Origin of the sequence: Luteimonas sp. MC1895, from assembly GCF_016457215.1 — a bacterium.
In the GTDB taxonomy this organism is placed as follows: domain Bacteria; phylum Pseudomonadota; class Gammaproteobacteria; order Xanthomonadales; family Xanthomonadaceae; genus Luteimonas.
In genome coordinates, this window is sequence record NZ_JAEMDY010000002.1 from 302,533 (window position 1) to 321,010 (window position 18,478).

Here is an 18,478-nt window from a genome sequence, read left to right on the forward strand (position 1 = left end):
CGTCACCGCAGTCGTTGCCGCCCATGCCGGCCCTGGCGATCACCGCCCACACCGCCACCACCGCGCTCGGCCGCGGACTGGCGGCCCAGGTCGAGGCGCTGCGCCACCGCCGCGGCGGCCTGCGGCCCAACGACTTCGGCCCCGATCCGCTGCCGGCGTGGATCGGCCGCGTGGACGGCCTCGAGGACGAAGCGCTGCCCTCCGAACTCGCCGACTGGGACTGCCGCAACAACCGGCTGGCCTGGATGGCGCTGCAGCAGGACGGGCTGATGGACGCCGTGGCCCGCGTGCGCGAGCGCCACGGCGCCGAACGCGTGGCGGTGGTGATCGGGACCTCGACGTCCAGCATCGGCGCCAGCGAAGAGGCGTATTCGCGGCTGGAGCCGGGCGCCGACGGCGACCCGCGCTTTCCCGCCGATCTCGCGCGCCCGATCGTGCACACGCCGCACTCGCTGGGCGATTTCGTCCAGGCCGCCACCGGCCTGCGCGGGCCCTGCGTGACCGTGGCCACGGCCTGCTCGTCGAGCGCCAAGGTGTTCGCGCAGGCGGCCCGCCTGGTCCAGGCCGGCCTGGTCGACGCGGCCCTGGTCGGCGGCGTCGACACCCTGTGCGGCAGCGTGCTGTTCGGCTTCAATTCGCTGGGCCTGGTCTCCGCGCAGCCGTGCCGGCCCTTCGACCGCGACCGCGACGGCCTGTCGCTGGGCGAGGCCGGCGGCTTCGCCCTGCTCGAGCGCGCGACGGACGGCGACGGTGGCCTGCAGCTGTGCGGCTACGGCGAATCCAGCGATGCGCACCACATGTCCGCGCCGCATCCCGAAGGCCTGGGTGCCACGCTGGCGATGCGTGACGCGCTTGCGCGCGCCGGCATCGCGCCGGCCGACGTCGGCTACCTCAACCTCCACGGCACGTCGACCCCGGCCAACGACGCGGTCGAGGGCGCGGCGGTCGCGGCCCTGTTCCCGGCGACGCTGCACGCCAGCTCGACCAAGGGCTGGACCGGGCACACGCTGGGCGCGGCGGGCATCGTCGAATCGGTGTTCGCGCTGATCGCGCTCGAGCACGGCCTGCTGCCGGGCATCCTGCACAGCGAAACCCCCGACCCGGCCTGCGGGCCGCAGATCCGTTTCGACAATGCCGATGCCGACATCCGCTATGCGATGAACAACTCCTTCGGCTTCGGCGGCAACAACGCCTCCCTGGTCTTCGGCCGCGCATGAACACCCTCGCCGCCCGCATCGAAGGCATCGGTTTCTGGGCCCCGGGCCTGCCGTCGTGGGACGCCGCACGCGCCCACGTGCGCGAGGCCACCCCGCCCGGCGACACCGCCAAGCCTTCGCCGAAGCTGCTCGCGCCCAACGAGCGCCGGCGCGCGCCGCCGTCCGTGGCGGTCGCCCTCGAGGTGGCGCTGGCCGCGTGCGAAGCCGCGGGCCGCGACCCCGCGGCGCTGCCCTCGGTGTTCGCCTCGACCCATGGCGACCTGGCCATCACCGACTACATGTGCGCGACGCTCGCCGACGATCCGCGTGCGATCTCGCCGACCAAGTTCCACAACTCGGTGCACAACGCCGCGGCCGGCTACTGGACGATCGGCGCCGGCTGCCTGCGCCCGGCGACCGCGCTCAGCGCGCACCGGGCCAGCTTCGCCCAGGGCCTGATCGAGGCGCTCGCGCAGCTGGCCTGCGGCGACGAGGCCGTGCTGCTGGCCGCCTACGACACCGAGGGCACCGGTCCGCTGGGCGCGATCTCCGAGAGCCACGGGCTGCTGGGCGGTGCGCTGGTGCTGGCCGCCTGCCCGGAATCGGGCCTGCGCGAGGCCGGCGACGGCGTCCTGCTGCGCGCCACCCTGGTCGACGCCGATGCCCCCACCCGGCACGGTCCGCTCGCGCGCCACGGCGCCGGCAACGCGATGGCGCCGATGCTGCCGCTGTTCGACGCCCTGGCCGGTCGCGGCGACCTCGCGCTGCTGCATGCCGGCCATGGCCGCACGCTGCGGGTGGAACTCGCGCATGGCTGAGCACGCGCCGCTGCGCCCCGAGGACGTCGCCCTGGTGATCCCGGCGCTGAACGAGTCGCTGCGCATCCGCGGCGTGGTCGAAGGCGCGCTGGCCCAGGTGCCGAACGTGATCGTGGTCGATGACGGCTCCGACGACGATACCGTCGCGCGGATCGCCGACCTGCCCGTGCGCGTGGTCCGGCACGCCCGGCGGATGGGCAAGGGCGCGGCGCTGCGCAGCGGCTTCGCCGAGGCCGAACGCCTGGGCGCGCGCGCCGTCGCCACCATGGACGGCGACGGCCAGCACGACGCCGCCGACATCCCGCGACTGATCGCGGCGGCCAACCGGCATCCCGGCTGCGTGGTCATCGGCGCGCGGCTGCGCAAGCGCGCCGCGCAGCCGCCGCACCGCCGCCTGGGCAACGACTTCGGCGACTGGGGCATCAGCTGGGGCTGCGGCTTCCGCGTCGTCGACAGCCAGAGCGGGCAGCGCCTGTACCCGCGCGAGGTGTTCACCCTGCGCGACATCCCCGGCGAGGGCTTCGCGTTCGAGGCGCAGATGCTGATCTCCGCCGCCCGCGACGCCGGTGCGCGCGTGGTCGCGGTGCCGATCGAGACCCGCTATGCGGGCCACGCGCACGGCCTCGAGTTCCGCAAGAGCCACTTCCGCCTGTTCCGCGACCTGTGGGCGATCACCTCGCACGTGGTCGGCCAGGTCCTGGGCCACGGCGACTTCATCGCGCAATATGCGCGCACCCGCGGCAACCCGCCGGTCATCGACGACGACCGCGACGGTCCACTCGCCGTGGACGCCGGGACGCATTTCGAACAGGCCAAGGGAGGCCACGGTTGATGGACAACGCGCAGCGCGTCGACGTGGCGATCCTCGGTGGCGGACTGGCGGGGCTGACCCTCGCCCTGCAGCTCCGCCAGGCGGATCCGGCCCTGGCCATCACGATCTTCGAGCGGCGCAGCCATCCGGCGCCCGAAGCCGCGTTCAAGGTCGGCGAATCAACGGTCGAGATCGGCGCGCACTACTTCTCCCACGTGCTGGGCCTGCGCGAGCACCTCGACCAGGAACAGATCCGCAAGTTCGGCTTCCGCTTTTTCTTCTCCGATGGCCGCGACGACATCGACCGCTGCACCGAGATCGGCGTCAGCCGGCTGCTGCCGACGCCGTCGTGGCAGATCGACCGCGGCCGCTTCGAGACCATGCTCGGCGAACGCGCGCACGCCCGGGGCATCGATTTCCGCGATGGCGCGATGGTGCGGGGCGTCGAGCTCGCCGACGGCGATCGCGACCACCGCGTCACCTGGTCGCGGGGCGACGCGCAGGGCACGCTGGACGCCCGCTGGGTGGTCGATGCCAGCGGGCGCGCCGGCGTGCTCAAGCGCAAGCTCGGACTGGCCGAGGCCAACGAGCACGACGCCAATGCGGTCTGGTGGCGCGTGGAGGGCCTGGTCGATCCCAACGACTGGTCCGACGATGCCGCCTGGGTCGGCCGCTGCACGCCGCCCGACCGCTGGCGCTCGACCAACCACATGTGCGGCAAAGGCTACTGGTTCTGGCTGATCCCGCTGGCGTCCGGCGCGCACTCGCTGGGCATCGTCTGCGACGCGGTCCTGCACCCGCTCGACACCATGGACAGCCATGACAAGGCCATGGACTGGCTGCGCCGGCACCAGCCGCGCGTGGCCGCGTCGCTCGAGGGCCACGCGGTCATGGACTTCCGCTTCCTGCGCCACTTCTCCCACGGCTGCCGCCAGGTGTTCGGCGACCGCTGGGCGCTGACCGGCGAGGCGGGGCTGTTCCTCGACCCGTTCTACTCGCCGGGCAGCGACTTCATCGCGATCTCCAACACCTACATCACCGACCTGGTGCTGCGCGACCGCGCCGGCACCCAGTTCGCGCCGCATGCCGCGCTGTACGAGCAGCTCTACGTCTCGTTCTACGCCAACACCATGACGCTGTACCAGGACCAGTACGCGCTGTTCGGCGACGAACAGGTCATGCCGGTCAAGGTGATCTGGGACTACACCTTCTACTGGGCGCTGCTGGCGCCGGTGTACTTCGCCGGGCGCATCGCCGACATCGCCATGTACGGACGGCTGCGCGGGCTGCTCGAGCGCGGCAGCGCGCTCAACGCCGGCATGCAGTCCCTGCTGCGCGAGTGGGGCGTGCGCAACGACGCGCAGGCCACCGCCCCGGCGTCGGGCCGCGTGCTCGACCAGTACGGCATCGACTGGTTCCACGAGCTCAACCGCCAGCTGCGCGACGAGGCCGACGACGCCGCGTTCGACGCGCGGATCGCCGCCAACGTGGCGCGGATGGACGCGCTGGCCGCGGAGATCCTCGGCCGCGCACGCGACGTGCATCCCGAGATCGGCGACCACGGCCTCGACGCGCTGCTGGCCGGCGACGCGCCGCCGCCTTCGCTCGACGCCGTCTGGTACGCCGCCGCCTGACCTGCCTGGAATCCCGATGCAACACAGCCCCCTGCTGCTGCAGCTCGTCATCATCCTCGCCACTGCCCGGGCCTGCGGGCTGCTGCTGCGCTACGTCGGCCAGCCGCCGGTGATCGGCGAGATGGCCGCGGGCATCATCCTCGGCCCGATCGTGTTCGGGGCCTGGTTCCCCGGGTTCCACGCCGCGGTGTTCGCGCCGGCTTCGCTGCCCGGGCTGGCTTCGCTGGCCGAACTCGGGCTGGTGCTCTTCATGTTCATCGTCGGCGTCGAGCTGCGCGCACCCAACGGCGTGCGTGCGCAGCTGAAATCGGCCGGCCTGGTGGGCGTGGCCAGCGTGCTGGTGCCGATGGGCCTGGGCTTCGCGGTGTCGCCGCTGCTGCACCCGTACGCGCCCGAAGGCGTGGCGCTGGCGCCGTTCGGACTGTTCATGGCGGCGGCGATGTCGATCACCGCCTTCCCGATCCTGGCGCGCATCCTCAAGGAACGCGCCATGACGCATACGCCGCTGGGGCGGCTGGCGCTGAGCGGCGCGGCGATCGCCGACGTGCTGGCCTGGATCATGCTGGCCCTGGTGGTGGCGCTGGTCGGCGCCGGCACCGGCTACGGTGGCTTCGTGCGCGCGACCGCGGGGCTGGCGCTGCTGGCGGTCGTGGTGTTCGTCGTGCTGCGCCCGCTCTATGGCTGGCTGCTGCGCCGCTTCGCCGCCGACGGGGTGCCGTCGCTGATGGTGCTGGCGGCGCTGCTGATCGGCGCCTTCGCCTGTTCCGCGGTCACCGAGTGGCTGGGCGTGCACGCGGTGTTCGGCGCCTTCCTGTTCGGCGCCTGCCTGCCGCGCGACGACCGCCTGCTGAAGTCGCTGATCGAGCGCGTGGAGTTCCTGGCCATCGTGGTGCTGATGCCGATCTTCTTCGCGCTGGCTGGCCTGAGCACGACGCGCGACGCCTTCGCCGGCGCGGCGCTGGGCGCAATGGCGCTGATCCTCGTCGTTGCCGTGGTCGGCAAGGTCTTGGGCGGTGCGATCGGCGCACGGCTCTCGGGCCACGGCTGGCGCGAAAGCTTCGCCGTGGGCTCGCTGATGAACGCGCGCGCGCTGATGGAGCTGATCGTGATGAAGGTCGGCCTGGACGCCGGCATCATCGGGCCGGACCTGTTCACCATGCTGCTGGTGATGGCGATCCTGACCACCGTGATGACCGGGCCGCTGCTGACGCTGTGCCTGGGCCGGCGCGCCCCCGGGGTCATCCCCGGACCGGCGACGGGCGCGGTGCCCTCCCAGGCGTCGGGCGCGGTAGCCGCCGAGGCGCCCGCGCCCGATCGCAGCTGAGGCCGGTCGGCGTCCGCGCCGGACGCCTGTTTGCCGCTCAGTTCGCCGGCGACTCCACCGGCTGCGGCTGCGGCTGCGCATGCTCCGCCGGCGGGCTGGCCAGCCAGATCGCCACGCCGCGGCCATGTTTCTGGCGCGGGCTGATGTTCACGCCGACGCCGCCGCTGGTATAGGAGCGACCGCCAAAGCGGCCGGTCCCGGCGCCGACGCTGACCCCGCCGCCGCCGTAGCCGTCGGCCGTGCCCTGGAACAGGATGCCGTTCGCACCCAGCGATGCGGCTTCCTCGCGCAGCTTGCGCATCACCGAGTCGGTCTTGTTCTGCTCGCCGTAGGTCAGCGCGCCGCTGGAGGTCTCGAGCAGCGCGATTTCCTCGTAGGGCACGCCGGGCGAACCGTAGTAGACGCGCACCTGGGCGGGATCGATCGGCGCGCGCGGCGTGCCGGTCAGGATGTGCGACGACGCGCAGCCGGCCAGCAGCAGCACGGCGCTGGCGGCGGCGATGCGGAGCATGCGTACGGGAGTCATGGCGTCACCTCGGGCTGATGCGCGGATCATCCTCGCGGCGGCATGAACCCCGCGTCACCGCCGGGTTTGGCGAGGCCGGCCATCCCGCCTTGCCGTGCAGGTGGACTCAGCCCATGCCTCCGTTGACGCCGAGCACCTGCCCGGTGACATAGCTGGCCGCGTCCGAACACAGGAAGCGCACCACCGCCGCCACCTCGTCGGGAGACCCGGCGCGGCCGGCCGGCACCATCTGCCTGACCAGCTCGGGCGGAAACGCGTCCTCGGCCATCCGCCCCGCGACCACGCCCGGGGCGACCACGTTGACGGTGATCCCGCGGCTGGCCATCTCGCGCGCCAGCGACTTCGAGGCGCCGTGCAGCGCCGACTTGGCCGCGGCGTAGTTGGCCTGGCCGCGGTTGCCGAGCACCGCCGCCACGCTCGAGACGCTGACGATGCGCCCCCAGCGCGTGCGCGCCATCGGCAGCAGCAGCGGCTGGGTGACGTGGAAGAAGCCGTGCAGCGACACATCGATGACGCGACGCCATTGCTCCGCCGACATGCCGGCCATCGGCGCGTCGTCGTGGATGCCGGCGTTGTTGACCACGACCTGGACCGGGCCGCCCTCGAGCAGCGCGTCGATGGCGGCACGGGCGGCATCGCCATCGGCGACGTCGAAGGCCACCGCCTCCGCGCTGCCGCCGGCGGCGACGATGTCGGCGACCACGGCCGCGGCGCGCGCACGGTTCCCGTTCGCGTGGACGATCACGTGCAGGCCATCGGCGGCCAGCTGGCGGCAGATCGCGCCGCCAAGGTCGCCGCTGCCGCCGGTCACCAGGGCGCGGCGGCTCGGGGCGGGCGTGGAGATGGGCTTGGGCGTCGGCATGGGCGCGAGCCCGGGCGCGGCCGCTGGCGCGGGAGTGGACGTGGACATGGATGTGGCAGGCGGGTTCATGCGGCGATTATCCCGGCATTGCCGCCGCATCGCCCAGGACCACCGCCGCGCGGCCCTCGGCCAGCAGCTGGCCCGCGTGGAAGATGCGGAACGCGTACTGCTGGCTGGCCTCGCCCTCCATCAGCAGCTCCGCCTCGCCCTCGAGGACGCCGGGCAGGTCGTCGATGCGTGCGACGTGCAGGCCGACGCCGCGCAGGGCGACCAGCATGCCGGGGCGCACCGGCGCGCCGGACTCGCGGCCACGCAGCCCGCCGTGGACCGCCATCGCCTGCGCGCCGTATTCGCAGAGATGCACGGCGCGCAGCTGGCCGTCGCTGCGCAGCGGGTGCGCGGGGTCGCGGTGGCTGCGGGCGCGCAGCAGGATGCGCGATCGGTCGTGCGAGACCACTTCGTCCCAGAGGCACATCGCGCCCTGGTGTGGCACCAGCGCCAGGATGTCCTCGCGGCCGATCATCGTGGCGTACCTTCCGCGAGGGCGCCGGGACCGGTCGGACCCGCGGGTTCGCCGGGCTCGGCGCCATCATGTCGCGACACCAGCAGGGCCAGCAGGAAGTTGCAGAACACGCCGATCGCCACCGTGCTGCCGATCGCGCGCAGCACCGGGATCGACGACAGCGCGAGCAGGCTGAACACCAGCAGCGTCATCAGGCTGCACACCAGCACCGCGTGCAGCGTGCGCAGCTGGTCGTCGCGGCGGTCGCCCGCATGCTCGAAGAACAGCGCGTAGTCCAGGCCAAGGCCGGCGGCCAGGATCAGCGCGACCAGGTGGAACAGGTTGAGCTCGACGCCGAAGCCACGCAGCACCGCCAGGATCAGCAGCGTGGTCAGCGCCATCGGCAGCAGCACCCGCGCGACGCGGGCGGGCGTGCGCAGCGACAGCCACACGGTGGCCGCCAGCAGCAACGCGGCGACGGCGAGTGCCGCCAGCACGCGCCCGCGGTACTCGGCCACCAGCGATTCGGAGGCCACCTTCATGTCCATCAGCTCGCCGCCGCCTTCGCCGACCGTGCGTGCCACCGCCTGCACGTCGCTGATGCCGCTGAGCGAGACCAGGGCGATGGCGCCGCCGTCGGTGTCGAGCAGCAGGCCCTCGACGGTCGCGGCCAGCGGCGTACCCGCCAGGTCGGCCGGACGCAGCGGCGCGGCGTTGCGCGCGCGTTCGACGTCGGCCAGGAACGGCGCGAACGCATCCTCGCGGAACGGGGAGGCGGCCACGGCGTCGGCCAGCGCGGCGCGCAGTTCGCCCGGCTCCGGCAGCGATCGCTGCCGCGCCTGCTGGGTGGCCACCGGCGGCAGGTAGCGCGCGGCGCTGTCCCAGCCATCGAGCGCACCCTCGACCACCAGCGCATCCAGGCGCGGATGCAGGGCTTCGGTGGCGGCGAGCGCCGCGTCGGCGTTGGCGCCGCGCAGCACCGCCATGTAGCGCACGTCCGGGGCGCCCAGCTCCTGGCGCAGGCGGGTGTCGAGCGCCATGCCGTCGGCGGGCACCGGCGTCAGCTTCGACAGGTCGTTCTCCCAGAACGGCCCGCGCGCGGTGGCCAGCACGGCCACGCAGGCCAGGGCCACCAGCAGCAGCGACCAGCGCGGCCTGGGCAGGCGCTGGATGCCGCGCCACAGCGCCTGCAGCCGCGGGGAGGCGGCGAGGTCGCGCGGCGCCGGATCCACCAGCGCCGGCAGCCCGAAGCGCGTGGCCAGCGCGGCCGCCGCCAGCGCACAGATCGTGAACACCGCGAGCTGGCGCAGCCCGTCCACGCCCGAGAACAGGAAGGTCAGGTAGGCGATGCAGGTGGCGACCACGCCGGTCAAGAGCGCCGGCCACAGCGCGCGCACGTTGTCGCGCGGGCTGATCCCGGCGCGCTGCTGGCTGAGGAAGTGGATCGGATAGTCCTGCACCACGCCGATCAGGGTGAAGCCGAAGGCGATGGTGATGCCGTGCACCGCCTCGAAGGCGAGCGCCACCGCGCCCAGGCCGGCGAGGCCCGCGGTCGCCAGCGGCAGCACGCCGAGCAGCGGCGCGCGCCAGCTGCGGTAGGCGACCAGGAGCAGCAGCACCAGGGCGATGCTGTCGATGGTGCCGATCCACTGCGCTTCGCGCGCGGTGCGTCCGCCGATCTCGACCGAGAACGCGCCCGGGCCGGTCATGCCCAGCCGCGCGCCGCTGTCGCCGGCGGCGACCGCGAAGGCATCCTGCACCGCGTCGTAGGCGCGCTGCTGCGCGGTGGGATCGAAGCCGCCGGCGCGCGTCTGCGCCAGCAGCAGGGCTTCGCCGCCGCCTCGGTCGAACCACACGCCATGCAGCCGCTGCGGCGCCGCCTTCGGCTGCCAGGCCTCGGCCAGGGTGAGCATCTCCAGCGTCGGGTCCGACGGCAGCAGCGGTTCGACCAGCCCGGCCATGGGCGAGCCGAGGTCCTGCAGGCGTTCGTCCAGCTGTTCGCCCAGGTAGTCCGCATCGAGGCGCCGGCCGTCGAGCGCCGGCGACAGCAGGTAGCGGTAGGGGCGCAGCGATTCCGGCACGGCCTCGAGCCCGGCGTCGGCGCCGTTGGCGACGAACTCGAAGTCCGGATTGGCGCCCAGCGCCGCGACCATCGCGCGCGACTGCTCCGCGAGGTCGTCGGCCGCCGCGCCCGACAGCGCGATCAACAGCAGGCGCGAACCCGGCCCGTCGCCCAGCTCGTCGACCAGCAGCTTCTGCGCCGGCGTGCGCGGTTCGGGCATGAAGCGGCGCAGGTCGCCGCTGAGTTCGAGTCGCTGTCCGATCAGCCAGCCCGCGACCAGCAGCGCCGCCAGCCAGAGCAGCGCGAAGGCGGTCCGACGTGCAGGACTCATCGCGCCGCGGCGCCGGGCTCGCGGCACAGGGCCTCGTCGTTGGCCGCGTCACCGGCGGCGACCGCCGAGCGCGCCGCGCCCGCCAGCAGGGTGCGCTGCAGTTCGCCCTCGACCGGCCGGGTCTCGATGCAGCGCAGTTCCGCGCCGCGGCCGCGCAGGGTGATGTCGCGGACGCTGGCGGCAAGCGCGGCCTCGCGCGGTGCCAGCACCAGGATCCAGTCCTGGCGGCTGCCGCGGGCGGAGATCCGGTAGTCGCGCGCAAGCGCATCCGCATCGCCGGCCAGCAGCGCGCCGAAGCTGGCCTGCAGCCCCGCCAGCTCCGGCGCGCGCGACAGCGCGAAGCTGCGCGGCCTGCGGCCGTCGCGGGCGATGGTCGCCTCGCCCTGGCGGATGGTGGTCGTCTCGGCGTAGGGCGCGCGCACCCGGCGCACCAGGGTCTGTTCGTCGGGCCGCGCGTACTCGCCGTGGATGCGCAGCGGCGCCTTCAGCATGGCCGAACCGCGCAGCTCGACGAAGGGCGTGCTCACCGGCGCCGGCCGCGCCAGCCGCTCCAGGATCCAGGCGGGATCGACCGCGCCCTCAACCGCCGCCGGCTGCGCGACGCACGGCAGCATCGCCGTCGCCGCCAGCAGCGCGGCCAGCAGCCAGGCCGGCTGGCGACGCGGGCACCGGCCCGGGCGCGGCAGCGGGCGGCGTCGGGTCATGCTGGCTTCGGCTGTGTTCACGGTCGCCCCAGAAGTCATAGAAGTTGAACCAGTTGTACGGCGCATCGCGCACGTGATGTTCGAGGCGCGCGGCATAACGCGCGATGAGCGCGGGTACCGCGGCGGCGCGCTCGCGGCGCGGGATGGCGAGGCCGTCGCTGAACGGTTCGAACCCGAGATCGTAGCGGTTGCCCCCGCGGTAGAGGCCGAAGGCCAGCTGCACCGGCACCTGCAGCACCGAGGCCAGCAGCCAGGGCGCCACCGGGAAGTGCGCCGCATCGCCGAGGAACGGCACCGCGAGCGACGGCTCGCCGGGCTGCGTGCGGTCGACCAGCAACGCCACCAGCGCGCCTTCCGACGCCGCCTTCTGGATCTCGAACATGATCGCCGGGCCGTCCTGCGAGGCGTCGATCACCGAGTTCGCGATCTCGGGGTTGAGCGCGTCCAGCAGCTCGGTCACCGCGGGGCTGTGGGCCTTGTCGAGGACCACGCGGATCTGCTGGTCGGGGCGCTGGCGCCCGAGCACGCGCAGCACCTCGAAGCTGCCGAGGTGCGAGCCGAAGACCAGCACGCCGCGGCCCTGGTCGAGCGCGTCGTGCAGCGAGTCGAGGCCGCTGACGCGGATGTCGAAGCGGCGCATGTCGCCGCCGAGCAGGAAGACGCGGTCGAGGATCGTCGCGGCGAAGGTATGGATGTGGCGCGCGACCTCGGACAGCCGCGCGGGGCGGCCCAGCACGCGCGACAGGTAGGCGCGCGAATCGCGCCGCTCTTCGCCGCGGCGCGCCATGAAATAGCCGGTGATCGGATACAGCAGCAGCCGCGCCAGCCGACGCCCGCCGCGCAGGCTCACCGCACTCAGCAGCCGCAGCGCGAAGGGTCGCCCGCCTTCCCGGCGCTGCTTCCAGTCGCCGGTCATGCGAGCACGACCTCGCCGGAAGCGACGACCACGCCGTCACGAATCACGCGGAAGCGCCAGCGCGGCGCCGCGCCGTCAAGCTCGACGCGCGCGCGCTGGCCCGGCAGCAGCGGGCTGGCGAACTTCACCTGCGGCAGGCGCAGGGCCCCGAGTGGCCCATGCGCGCGTTCGATCGCCGCCAGCACGTGGTCGAGGACGACCACGCCGGGCACCAGCGGGCGACCGGGAAAATGCCCGGGGAGGCAGGGATGGCAGTGCTCGACCACGAACTCCATGGCGCCGTGCGCGAGCCTCAGGCGGACCGGCGCAGCAGCGCCAGCACCGAGGCGTGGGCGGCGTCGGCCAGGGCCTGGCGGCCGGCGGCGCCGGACGCATCGGCGGTGGGCAGCGGCGCGCCGAAGCGCACGGTGATCACGCCCGCGCGAACCCGGAAGCCCTCCGGCGGCAGCACGTCGCCGGCCCCGTCGATCGCGACCGGCAGCACGTCCACCCCGGCGTCGACCGCGGACTGGAACGAGCCGCCCTTGAAGGGCGCGACCGCGCCGCTGCGGCTGCGCGTGCCTTCGGGGAACAGGCACAGGGTGTGGCCATCGCGCATCAGCGCCGCGGCCTCGCGGCGCAGGCGCGGCCCCGCGCGCGGATTGTCGCGCTCGATGAACAGCATCCCGCAGGCGCGGGCATACCAGCCCACGAACGGCACCTTCGTCATCTCCTGCTTGAGCAGGAAGTGCAGCGGCACCGGCACCGCGCGGAACAGCGCGCAGATGTCGATCACCGACTGGTGGTTGGCGACCAGCAGGTACGGGCGCGACCAGTCGACGGAATCGGCGCCCTCGACCACCAGCCGCGCCGGGGCGCCGGCCAGCAGCACCGGTGCCCATCCGCGCGCGGCCATGCGCAGCGCGACGTCACGGCGGCGCGTCGCGAGCAGCACCAGGAGCGCCAGGCTGATGCAGCCGGCGGTCCAGACGAGCATGAACACGAAGCCGACGGCGTTGTGCACGCCCCAGGCCAGCCGTCGCGCGGCCGATTCGGCCACATCCATGTTGTCGACGCGTTGCTGCATCCGGAAAGCATACCCAATGGACGCCGGCGGCTTCCCGTTCAGCGGAGGAAATCGCGCCAGAATGCCGGGCCGAGGCCCGCCATCTGGCGCAGGAACCCGGCGAAACTGCTGTAGCGGCCCGGGAACCGGCGCTTGCGGTAGGCGAATTCCACCAGGAAGAAGCCGCCGACGATGCCGTAGTTGAGGATGTTGGCGAACAGCGACCACTGTTCGCGCGTGATCGTCAGCGGCGGCTGCAGGCCGAGGCCCGCGAGCAGCCCGCCCGGCGAGGCGACCATCGCCAGCGCCAGGTTGGCCAGGCCCAGCACCGCCAGCGCGAGCGCCCACGCCGCGGTGAGGCCGCGACTGTAGGCCAGCAGATCGGGCGCCAGGGTGGCCGGCGTGCCGCCTTCCATCGCCGCGACGATGCGCGAGATCAGCGCGCCGCGCGGTGCCCACAGGCTGCGCGCGAACACCCAGGCGATGGCGGCCACGAAGGCCACCGGCACCAGCAGCAGCGGCAGCTGCGCCAGTCCCGCGCGGTACAGCAGGTGGCAGGCGACGAGCGACAGCGGCAGCGCCACCCAGGCCCAGCCGCGGCGCGCCACCAGGCCGGCGGCGAGCATCATCGCCACCAGCGACAGCAGGGCGGCGTAGGCGTAGCGGTCGTCGTGCGTGGCGCTGGCGAGATGCGCCAGCACCGCGTAGGCCACCGCCATGGCGACGGTGAGGGCCAGGCCCATGGCCGGCTCCGCGCCGGACGTCAGGCGCGGTTGGCTTCGACGTGCGCCGACAGCGCGCGCAGCGAGGCGAAGATGCGGCGGTTCTCGTCGTTGTCCGAACGCAGCTGGAAGCCGTAGCGCTTGCCCACCGCCAGCGCCAGCTCGAGTGCGTCGATCGAGTCGAGGCCGAGGCCGGCGTTGAAGAGCGGCGCTTCGGGATCGATGCTGGCGGGATCGACGTCGTCGAGGTTCAGGGCCTCGACGAGGAGTTCGGCGAGTTCACGTTCGGCTGCGGACTGGGTGGACATGCGGCGGCTTCCATTGCGGCTGTGGGGCGGTGACGGCGACTGGCCGGCCGCCGGCCGGGTGCGCGCTATCATTCGCGTCCCAGATGATCGCATGGCCGCCGCACGCCGCGAAATGCAGAGCCCCGCCGAAGACAGCACCACCCACGCTCCGACCCGGGACTGCGACGTCCTCGTGATCGGCGGCGGCCCGGCCGGGAGCACGGCCTCGACCTTCCTGGCGCGCCGCGGCTGGCGGGTGGCGATGCTTGAAAAGGACGCCCACCCGCGCTTCCACATCGGCGAATCGCTGCTGCCGATGAACCTGCCGATCCTGGAGCGCATGGGCGCGCTGGACAAGGTCGCGGCGATCGGCGTGCGCAAGTCCGGGGCCGATTTCCCCGCGGATGGCGGCGGCTACAACGTGTTCCGCTTCGAGCGCGCGCTCGACGCGCGCTGCGACCACGCCTTCCAGGTGCGCCGGTCCGACTTCGACCGGGTGCTGTTCGAGCACGCCGCCGGAGAAGGCGTCGATGCGCGCCAGCAGCTGCGGGTGGTGTCCGTCGAGCCGCTGGCCTGCGGCGGCAGCCTGGTTTCCGCGATCGGTCCGGACGGGCCCTGCAGCTGGCGCGCCCGCTACGTGGTCGACGCCAGCGGGCGCGACGCCTTCCTCGGCGGCAAGCGCCGGATCAAGCGCCGCAACACGCGCCACCAGTCGGCCGCACTGTTCAGCCACTTCGAGGGCGTCGAGCGCCGCGAAGGCGTGGACGCCGGCAACGTCAGCATCTACCGCCACGCGCACGGCTGGATCTGGATGATCCCGCTGCCCGATGGCGTCACCAGCGTCGGCGCGGTCTGCTATCCCGACTACATGAAGACCCGCCGCGGCGACAGCGAGGGCTTCCTGATGCGCACCCTGCGCACGGTGCCCGAGGTGGCGCAGCGCATGGCCGCGGCGACGCGCTGCGCGGACGTGCATGCCACCGGCAACTACGCCTACGAGTGCACCGAGATGGCCGGCAAGGGCTGGGTGCTGGTGGGCGACGCCTACTGCTTCGTCGATCCGATGTTTTCCTCCGGCGTGTTCCTGGGCATGCACGGCGCGGAACAGGCCGCCGGGATGGTCGACGCCGCGCTGCGCGAACCCGCGCGCGAGGCCGCGCTGCAGCAGGCGCTGCGCCGGCACATCGACGCCGGTACCGACGAGTTCAAGTGGTTCATCTACCGCTTCACCTCGCCTGCGATGCGCCACCTGTTCGCCAATCCCAGGAACGTGCTGCAGGTGGAGGACGCCGTGGTCGCGATGCTGGCCGGCGACGTCTTCGACAATCCGCGCGTGCGCCGCCGGCTGCGCGTGTTCCGCGCGCTGTACGCCGTGACCTCGCTGGCGATGCTTCCGCGCGCGCTGCGCAACGGCCTGCGGCGCCGGCGCCAGTCGCGCGTCGACTTCAGCGGCGAGACGCTGCAGGCGGAGGAATCATGAGCCGCCCGATGCACGACGCCGCGCGCAACGGCCAGGCCCGGCTTGCCGTGGACTATGTCGCGACCGACGCCCCGCTCGGGCTGCTGCGTGGCGACGACGTGCTGGCGGTGTTCGGCTTCGGCCACGCGGCGCCCGCGGCCCTGGACGACCCGCGCTACCTGCGCGTGCCGCTCGAGCCACACGGTGCGGCGCCGTTCGAGGTCTGGCGCGCGAACGCGCCGGTGATGCGCGGCTGCGACGACGGCGTGCGCTGGGCCAGCGACGGCGAGCTGATGTTCGGCGTGATCGAGGTCCCCGAACAGGACGGCGACGTGCAGGCCGCCGCCTGCATCGCCTATGCACGGATGGCGGCCTTCACCGCCGGCAGCCGCACGCCGCACCTGCTGCGGATCTGGAACTACGTCGACGCGATCACCTTCGGCGAGGGCGACGACGAGCGCTACCGCGCGTTCTGCGTCGGGCGGGCGCGCGGCCTGGGCGATTTCGACGTGCGCAGCCTGCCCGCGGCGACCGCGATCGGCCGCTGCGACGGCGAGCGCGTGGTGCAGGTGTACTGGCTGTCCTCGGCCGCACCCGGCACGCCGGTGGAGAACCCGCGGCAGATGAGCGCGTACCGCTACCCGCGCCAGTACGGCCCGCAGTCTCCGAGCTTCGCGCGCGCGATGCTGCCTCCGGCCGGCAGCGCGATGCCGCTGCTGCTGTCGGGCACCGCGGCGATCGTCGGCCATGCCTCGATGCACCACGGCGAACTGCTGGCCCAGCTCGACGAGACCTTCCACAACTTCGATGCCCTGGTCGGCGCGGCGCGCGGCCATGACCTGTCGCTGCCGCCGCGCTTCGGTGCCGGAACCCGGCTCAAGGTCTACGTGCGCGACCGCGACGACCTGCAGCCGGTCGCCGACGCCCTGCAGCGCCGCTTCGGCGATGCGGTGCCCTGCCTGCTGCTGCACGCGGCCATCTGCCGCCGCGAACTGGCGGTCGAGATCGATGGCGTCCACGGACATCCGCCGGGCTGAATTGCGGCCCGGAACATGCGGCGGCGTACTGCTGCAGCGCACGATTGAGCGGAGCCCCGGAATCGTTGCAGACTCGGGACGGACCACGGTGACGCGGTCCAGAAGCAACACCTACCTTTCGCATTGATCTTGGAGGCACCGTCCGGGGGGGCGCGGCTGCGGCCACGACGTCTCCGGGTGTCTCGTTTTCGAGGAACCACCCGATGAAATGCACCACCTTGCTGTTGCTTGCCGGCCTTGGCGCCGGCTTCGCCGCACACGCGGCCGAGCCCGTCACCGAAGAGGCCGGCGCCACCGGCTCCTACGCCGGCGTCACCGTCGCCATCGATCCCGCCACCGGCCGCCTGCGCGCGCCGACCGCGGCCGAACAGGCCAAGCTGCGCACCGCCGTGTCCACGCGCGTGCGCACCGCCGACTCGATGTCCATCGCCAAGCCGGGTCCGAAGACCCGGGCCGAGGCGCTGCGGACCTTCCGTCGCCATCCGGACGGCCAGATGTCCATGCTCGTGTCCGAAGACATGATGTCGAACGTCATCGCCACCCAGCTCGAGGACGGCTCGATCGTCATCAGCCACGGCGACGCCGACGGCCACGCTGCACCGGCCACCACCGTGGAGGCCGTCAAGTGAACAAGACCCTTCTCGCCTGCGCGCTTGCCGCCGCCTCGACCTTCGCGATCGGCGCCGCCTCGGCCGCGAACATCATCCCCGTCAACATGAACCTCCCGGGCGTCGGACTCAACGACACCACGCCGGCCACCCCGGTGGGCGGCAACCCCGGCACCACGGTCGGCGAACAGCGCCGCATCGCCTACCAGTTCGCCGCCGACCTCTGGGGCGCCGTGCTGGAGAGCGACGTGGACATCCACGTCCGTGCCCAATTCACGCCCCTGGCCTGCGAGGCCACCAGCGGCGTTCTCGGCTCGGCCGGCACCCGCAGCCTCCACGGCAACTTCCCCAACGCCGCCGTGCAGGAAACCTGGTACGGCGCGGCGCTGGCCAACGCCCTCGCCGGCGAGGACCTGACCCCTGAGGCGGGCGGCGAAGAGATCAACAGCAACTTCAACGCCAACCTCGGTACGACCGGCTGCCTGGAGACCTCGGGCTGGTACTACGGCCTGGACGGCAACACGCCGGCGGGCAGGATCAACTTCCTCGACGTGGTCATGCACGAGATCGGCCACGGCCTGAACTTCCAGGGCTTCTACAACCTGGGCACCGGCGCGCCCAACGGCGGCTATCCGGACATCTATTCCAGCAACATCCGCGACAACATCACCGGCCTCGACTGGATCGCGATGACCAACGCCCAGCGCATCGCCGCGGCGACCGGCGGCGGACTGGTGTGGACCGGCGCCCAGGTCACCGACGAGGTTCCGATGGCGCTGGCGCCGAAGATCGAGCTCACCGCGGGCGGCGGCGTCAGCGGCACGTTCCTCTACGGCACGGCGGCGTTCGGCCCGGCGCCCACGCCGGCGAACTTCAGCGGCGCGCTGGTGCTGGTCAATGACGGCAGCGCCACGCCGAACCAGGGCTGCGCGGCCTCGCCGGCCAACGCCTACGCCGGCAAGATCGCCATTGTCGACCGCGGCACCTGCGCCTTCGAGATCAAGGCCAGGCTGGCGCAGGACGCCGGCGCGGTCGCCGTGGTCATCGCCAACAACACGACCGGCGTGATCCAGATGGCCGACGACGCGACGGTGGCCGCCACGGTGCCGACCATCAGCGTCTCGCAGGCCGATGGCGCCACCCTCAAGGCCGGCATCCCCGGCGTGACGGTCGCGCTGACGGAAGTCGAAGGCGCCTTCGCCGGCACCGACGACGCGGGCCGCGCGCTGATGTACGCACCGGCCACGCTGGCGCAGGGCTCCACGTTCTCGCACTTCGACATCAGCCACACGCCCAACGCGCTGATGGAGCCGTCGATCAACCAGGACCTGGACAGCAACTTCCGCCTCGACCTGACCCCGGCCCTGTACCAGGACCTGGGCTGGACGGTGAACGCGGGCAACGCGACCACCAACGGCGGCACCTGCAACACCGGCGTGCCGGCCGTGGAAGGCGTGGGCCTGATCGGCGGCGCCAACCTGCAGGCGGCCGACTCGCTGTGCCGCGACACGCACGGTGGTGGCACCGCCGCGTACCGCAGCTGCATCGCGCCCTTCGTCAACCGCCTGCGTGAGCTCGGCTTCGTGCCGAGGTCCAAGGCGAGCGCCGTGACGTTCTGCACCAAGCGCTGATCG

At 73.0% G+C, this 18,478-nt stretch carries 19 protein-coding genes; 9 read left to right on the forward strand and 10 right to left on the reverse strand.

The features are described 5' to 3' along the window. Positions 1 to 23: 23 nt before the first annotated feature. Genes JG616_RS06985 through JG616_RS07005 form a run of 5 tightly spaced genes read left to right on the forward strand, consistent with a single transcriptional unit; the run spans position 24 to position 5,783 of the window. Positions 24 to 1,217: a beta-ketoacyl-[acyl-carrier-protein] synthase family protein gene (locus JG616_RS06985; protein ID WP_199362665.1), complete on the forward strand. Its 1,194-nt coding sequence runs from the start codon at positions 24 to 26 to the stop codon at positions 1,215 to 1,217. Then, a complete protein-coding gene (locus JG616_RS06990; protein WP_199392124.1) occupies positions 1,214 to 2,014 on the forward strand; it encodes a beta-ketoacyl synthase chain length factor in 801 nt (266 codons plus the stop codon). Before JG616_RS06985 ends, JG616_RS06990 begins: the two co-directional genes overlap by 4 nt. Continuing rightward, positions 2,007 to 2,846, forward strand: a complete 840-nt coding sequence (locus JG616_RS06995; protein ID WP_199392125.1) for a glycosyltransferase family 2 protein — start codon at positions 2,007 to 2,009, stop codon at positions 2,844 to 2,846. The genes JG616_RS06990 and JG616_RS06995 overlap by 8 nt, the downstream gene beginning before the upstream one ends. Then, complete coding sequence (locus tag JG616_RS07000; protein ID WP_199392126.1) at positions 2,846 to 4,459, forward strand: tryptophan 7-halogenase; 1,614 nt, start codon at positions 2,846 to 2,848, stop codon at positions 4,457 to 4,459. The genes JG616_RS06995 and JG616_RS07000 overlap by 1 nt, the downstream gene beginning before the upstream one ends. A 16-nt stretch (positions 4,460 to 4,475) precedes the next feature. Further along, positions 4,476 to 5,783: a cation:proton antiporter gene (locus tag JG616_RS07005; RefSeq protein ID WP_199392127.1), complete on the forward strand. Its 1,308-nt coding sequence runs from the start codon at positions 4,476 to 4,478 to the stop codon at positions 5,781 to 5,783. Positions 5,784 to 5,820: 37 nt separating this feature from the next. On the opposite strand, the gene JG616_RS07010 is transcribed toward JG616_RS07005, so the two are convergent. The 10 genes from JG616_RS07010 to JG616_RS07055 form a co-directional block, all read right to left on the reverse strand. Beyond that, positions 5,821 to 6,309, reverse strand: a complete 489-nt coding sequence (locus tag JG616_RS07010; protein ID WP_234446526.1) for a hypothetical protein — start codon at positions 6,307 to 6,309, stop codon at positions 5,821 to 5,823. 106 nt (positions 6,310 to 6,415) lie between these two features. Beyond that, entirely contained in the window at positions 6,416 to 7,171 is a 756-nt protein-coding gene (gene fabG / locus JG616_RS07015; RefSeq protein WP_199392128.1) for a 3-oxoacyl-ACP reductase FabG, read from the reverse strand. A 76-nt stretch (positions 7,172 to 7,247) separates the two neighbouring features. Then, positions 7,248 to 7,694 carry a phosphotransferase gene (locus JG616_RS07020; RefSeq protein ID WP_199392129.1) on the reverse strand — a complete coding sequence of 149 codons (447 nt, stop codon included), beginning with the start codon at positions 7,692 to 7,694 and terminating at the stop codon, positions 7,248 to 7,250. Further along, complete coding sequence (locus JG616_RS07025; protein ID WP_199392130.1) at positions 7,691 to 10,066, reverse strand: MMPL family transporter; 2,376 nt, start codon at positions 10,064 to 10,066, stop codon at positions 7,691 to 7,693. Before JG616_RS07025 ends, JG616_RS07020 begins: the two co-directional genes overlap by 4 nt. Then, complete coding sequence (locus JG616_RS07030) at positions 10,063 to 10,680, reverse strand: LolA-related protein (protein ID WP_305067991.1); 618 nt, start codon at positions 10,678 to 10,680, stop codon at positions 10,063 to 10,065. The genes JG616_RS07025 and JG616_RS07030 overlap by 4 nt, the downstream gene beginning before the upstream one ends. Continuing rightward, a complete protein-coding gene (locus tag JG616_RS07035; RefSeq protein ID WP_199362487.1) occupies positions 10,646 to 11,686 on the reverse strand; it encodes an acyltransferase in 1,041 nt (346 codons plus the stop codon). Before JG616_RS07035 ends, JG616_RS07030 begins: the two co-directional genes overlap by 35 nt. Continuing rightward, positions 11,683 to 11,961, reverse strand: a complete 279-nt coding sequence (locus JG616_RS07040; protein WP_199392131.1) for a hypothetical protein — start codon at positions 11,959 to 11,961, stop codon at positions 11,683 to 11,685. The genes JG616_RS07035 and JG616_RS07040 overlap by 4 nt, the downstream gene beginning before the upstream one ends. Positions 11,962 to 11,978: 17 nt before the next feature. After that, on the reverse strand, positions 11,979 to 12,731 hold the full coding sequence (locus tag JG616_RS07045) for a lysophospholipid acyltransferase family protein (protein ID WP_199392251.1): 753 nt from the start codon (positions 12,729 to 12,731) through the stop codon (positions 11,979 to 11,981). Between the two features lie 59 nt (positions 12,732 to 12,790). Beyond that, positions 12,791 to 13,474, reverse strand: a complete 684-nt coding sequence (locus JG616_RS07050) for a ketosynthase (RefSeq protein WP_199362489.1) — start codon at positions 13,472 to 13,474, stop codon at positions 12,791 to 12,793. Positions 13,475 to 13,494: 20 nt separating this feature from the next. After that, positions 13,495 to 13,761 (reverse strand): phosphopantetheine-binding protein, encoded by a 267-nt coding sequence (locus tag JG616_RS07055; protein ID WP_199362490.1) that lies wholly within the window; start codon positions 13,759 to 13,761, stop codon positions 13,495 to 13,497. A 112-nt stretch (positions 13,762 to 13,873) separates the two neighbouring features. Between JG616_RS07055 and JG616_RS07060 the strand changes: the two genes are divergently transcribed. The 4 genes from JG616_RS07060 (at position 13,874) to JG616_RS07075 (ending at position 18,475) form a co-directional block, all read left to right on the forward strand. After that, entirely contained in the window at positions 13,874 to 15,220 is a 1,347-nt protein-coding gene (locus JG616_RS07060; RefSeq protein ID WP_199392252.1) for an NAD(P)/FAD-dependent oxidoreductase, read from the forward strand. After that, positions 15,217 to 16,236: a pteridine-dependent deoxygenase gene (locus JG616_RS07065; protein ID WP_199392132.1), complete on the forward strand. Its 1,020-nt coding sequence runs from the start codon at positions 15,217 to 15,219 to the stop codon at positions 16,234 to 16,236. The genes JG616_RS07060 and JG616_RS07065 overlap by 4 nt, the downstream gene beginning before the upstream one ends. 203 nt (positions 16,237 to 16,439) lie before the next feature. Beyond that, positions 16,440 to 16,865, forward strand: coding sequence for a hypothetical protein (locus JG616_RS07070; protein ID WP_199392133.1), 426 nt, complete (start codon positions 16,440 to 16,442; stop codon positions 16,863 to 16,865). Continuing rightward, on the forward strand, positions 16,862 to 18,475 hold the full coding sequence (locus tag JG616_RS07075; protein ID WP_343224993.1) for a PA domain-containing protein: 1,614 nt from the start codon (positions 16,862 to 16,864) through the stop codon (positions 18,473 to 18,475). Before JG616_RS07070 ends, JG616_RS07075 begins: the two co-directional genes overlap by 4 nt. Positions 18,476 to 18,478: the final 3 nt, after the last annotated feature.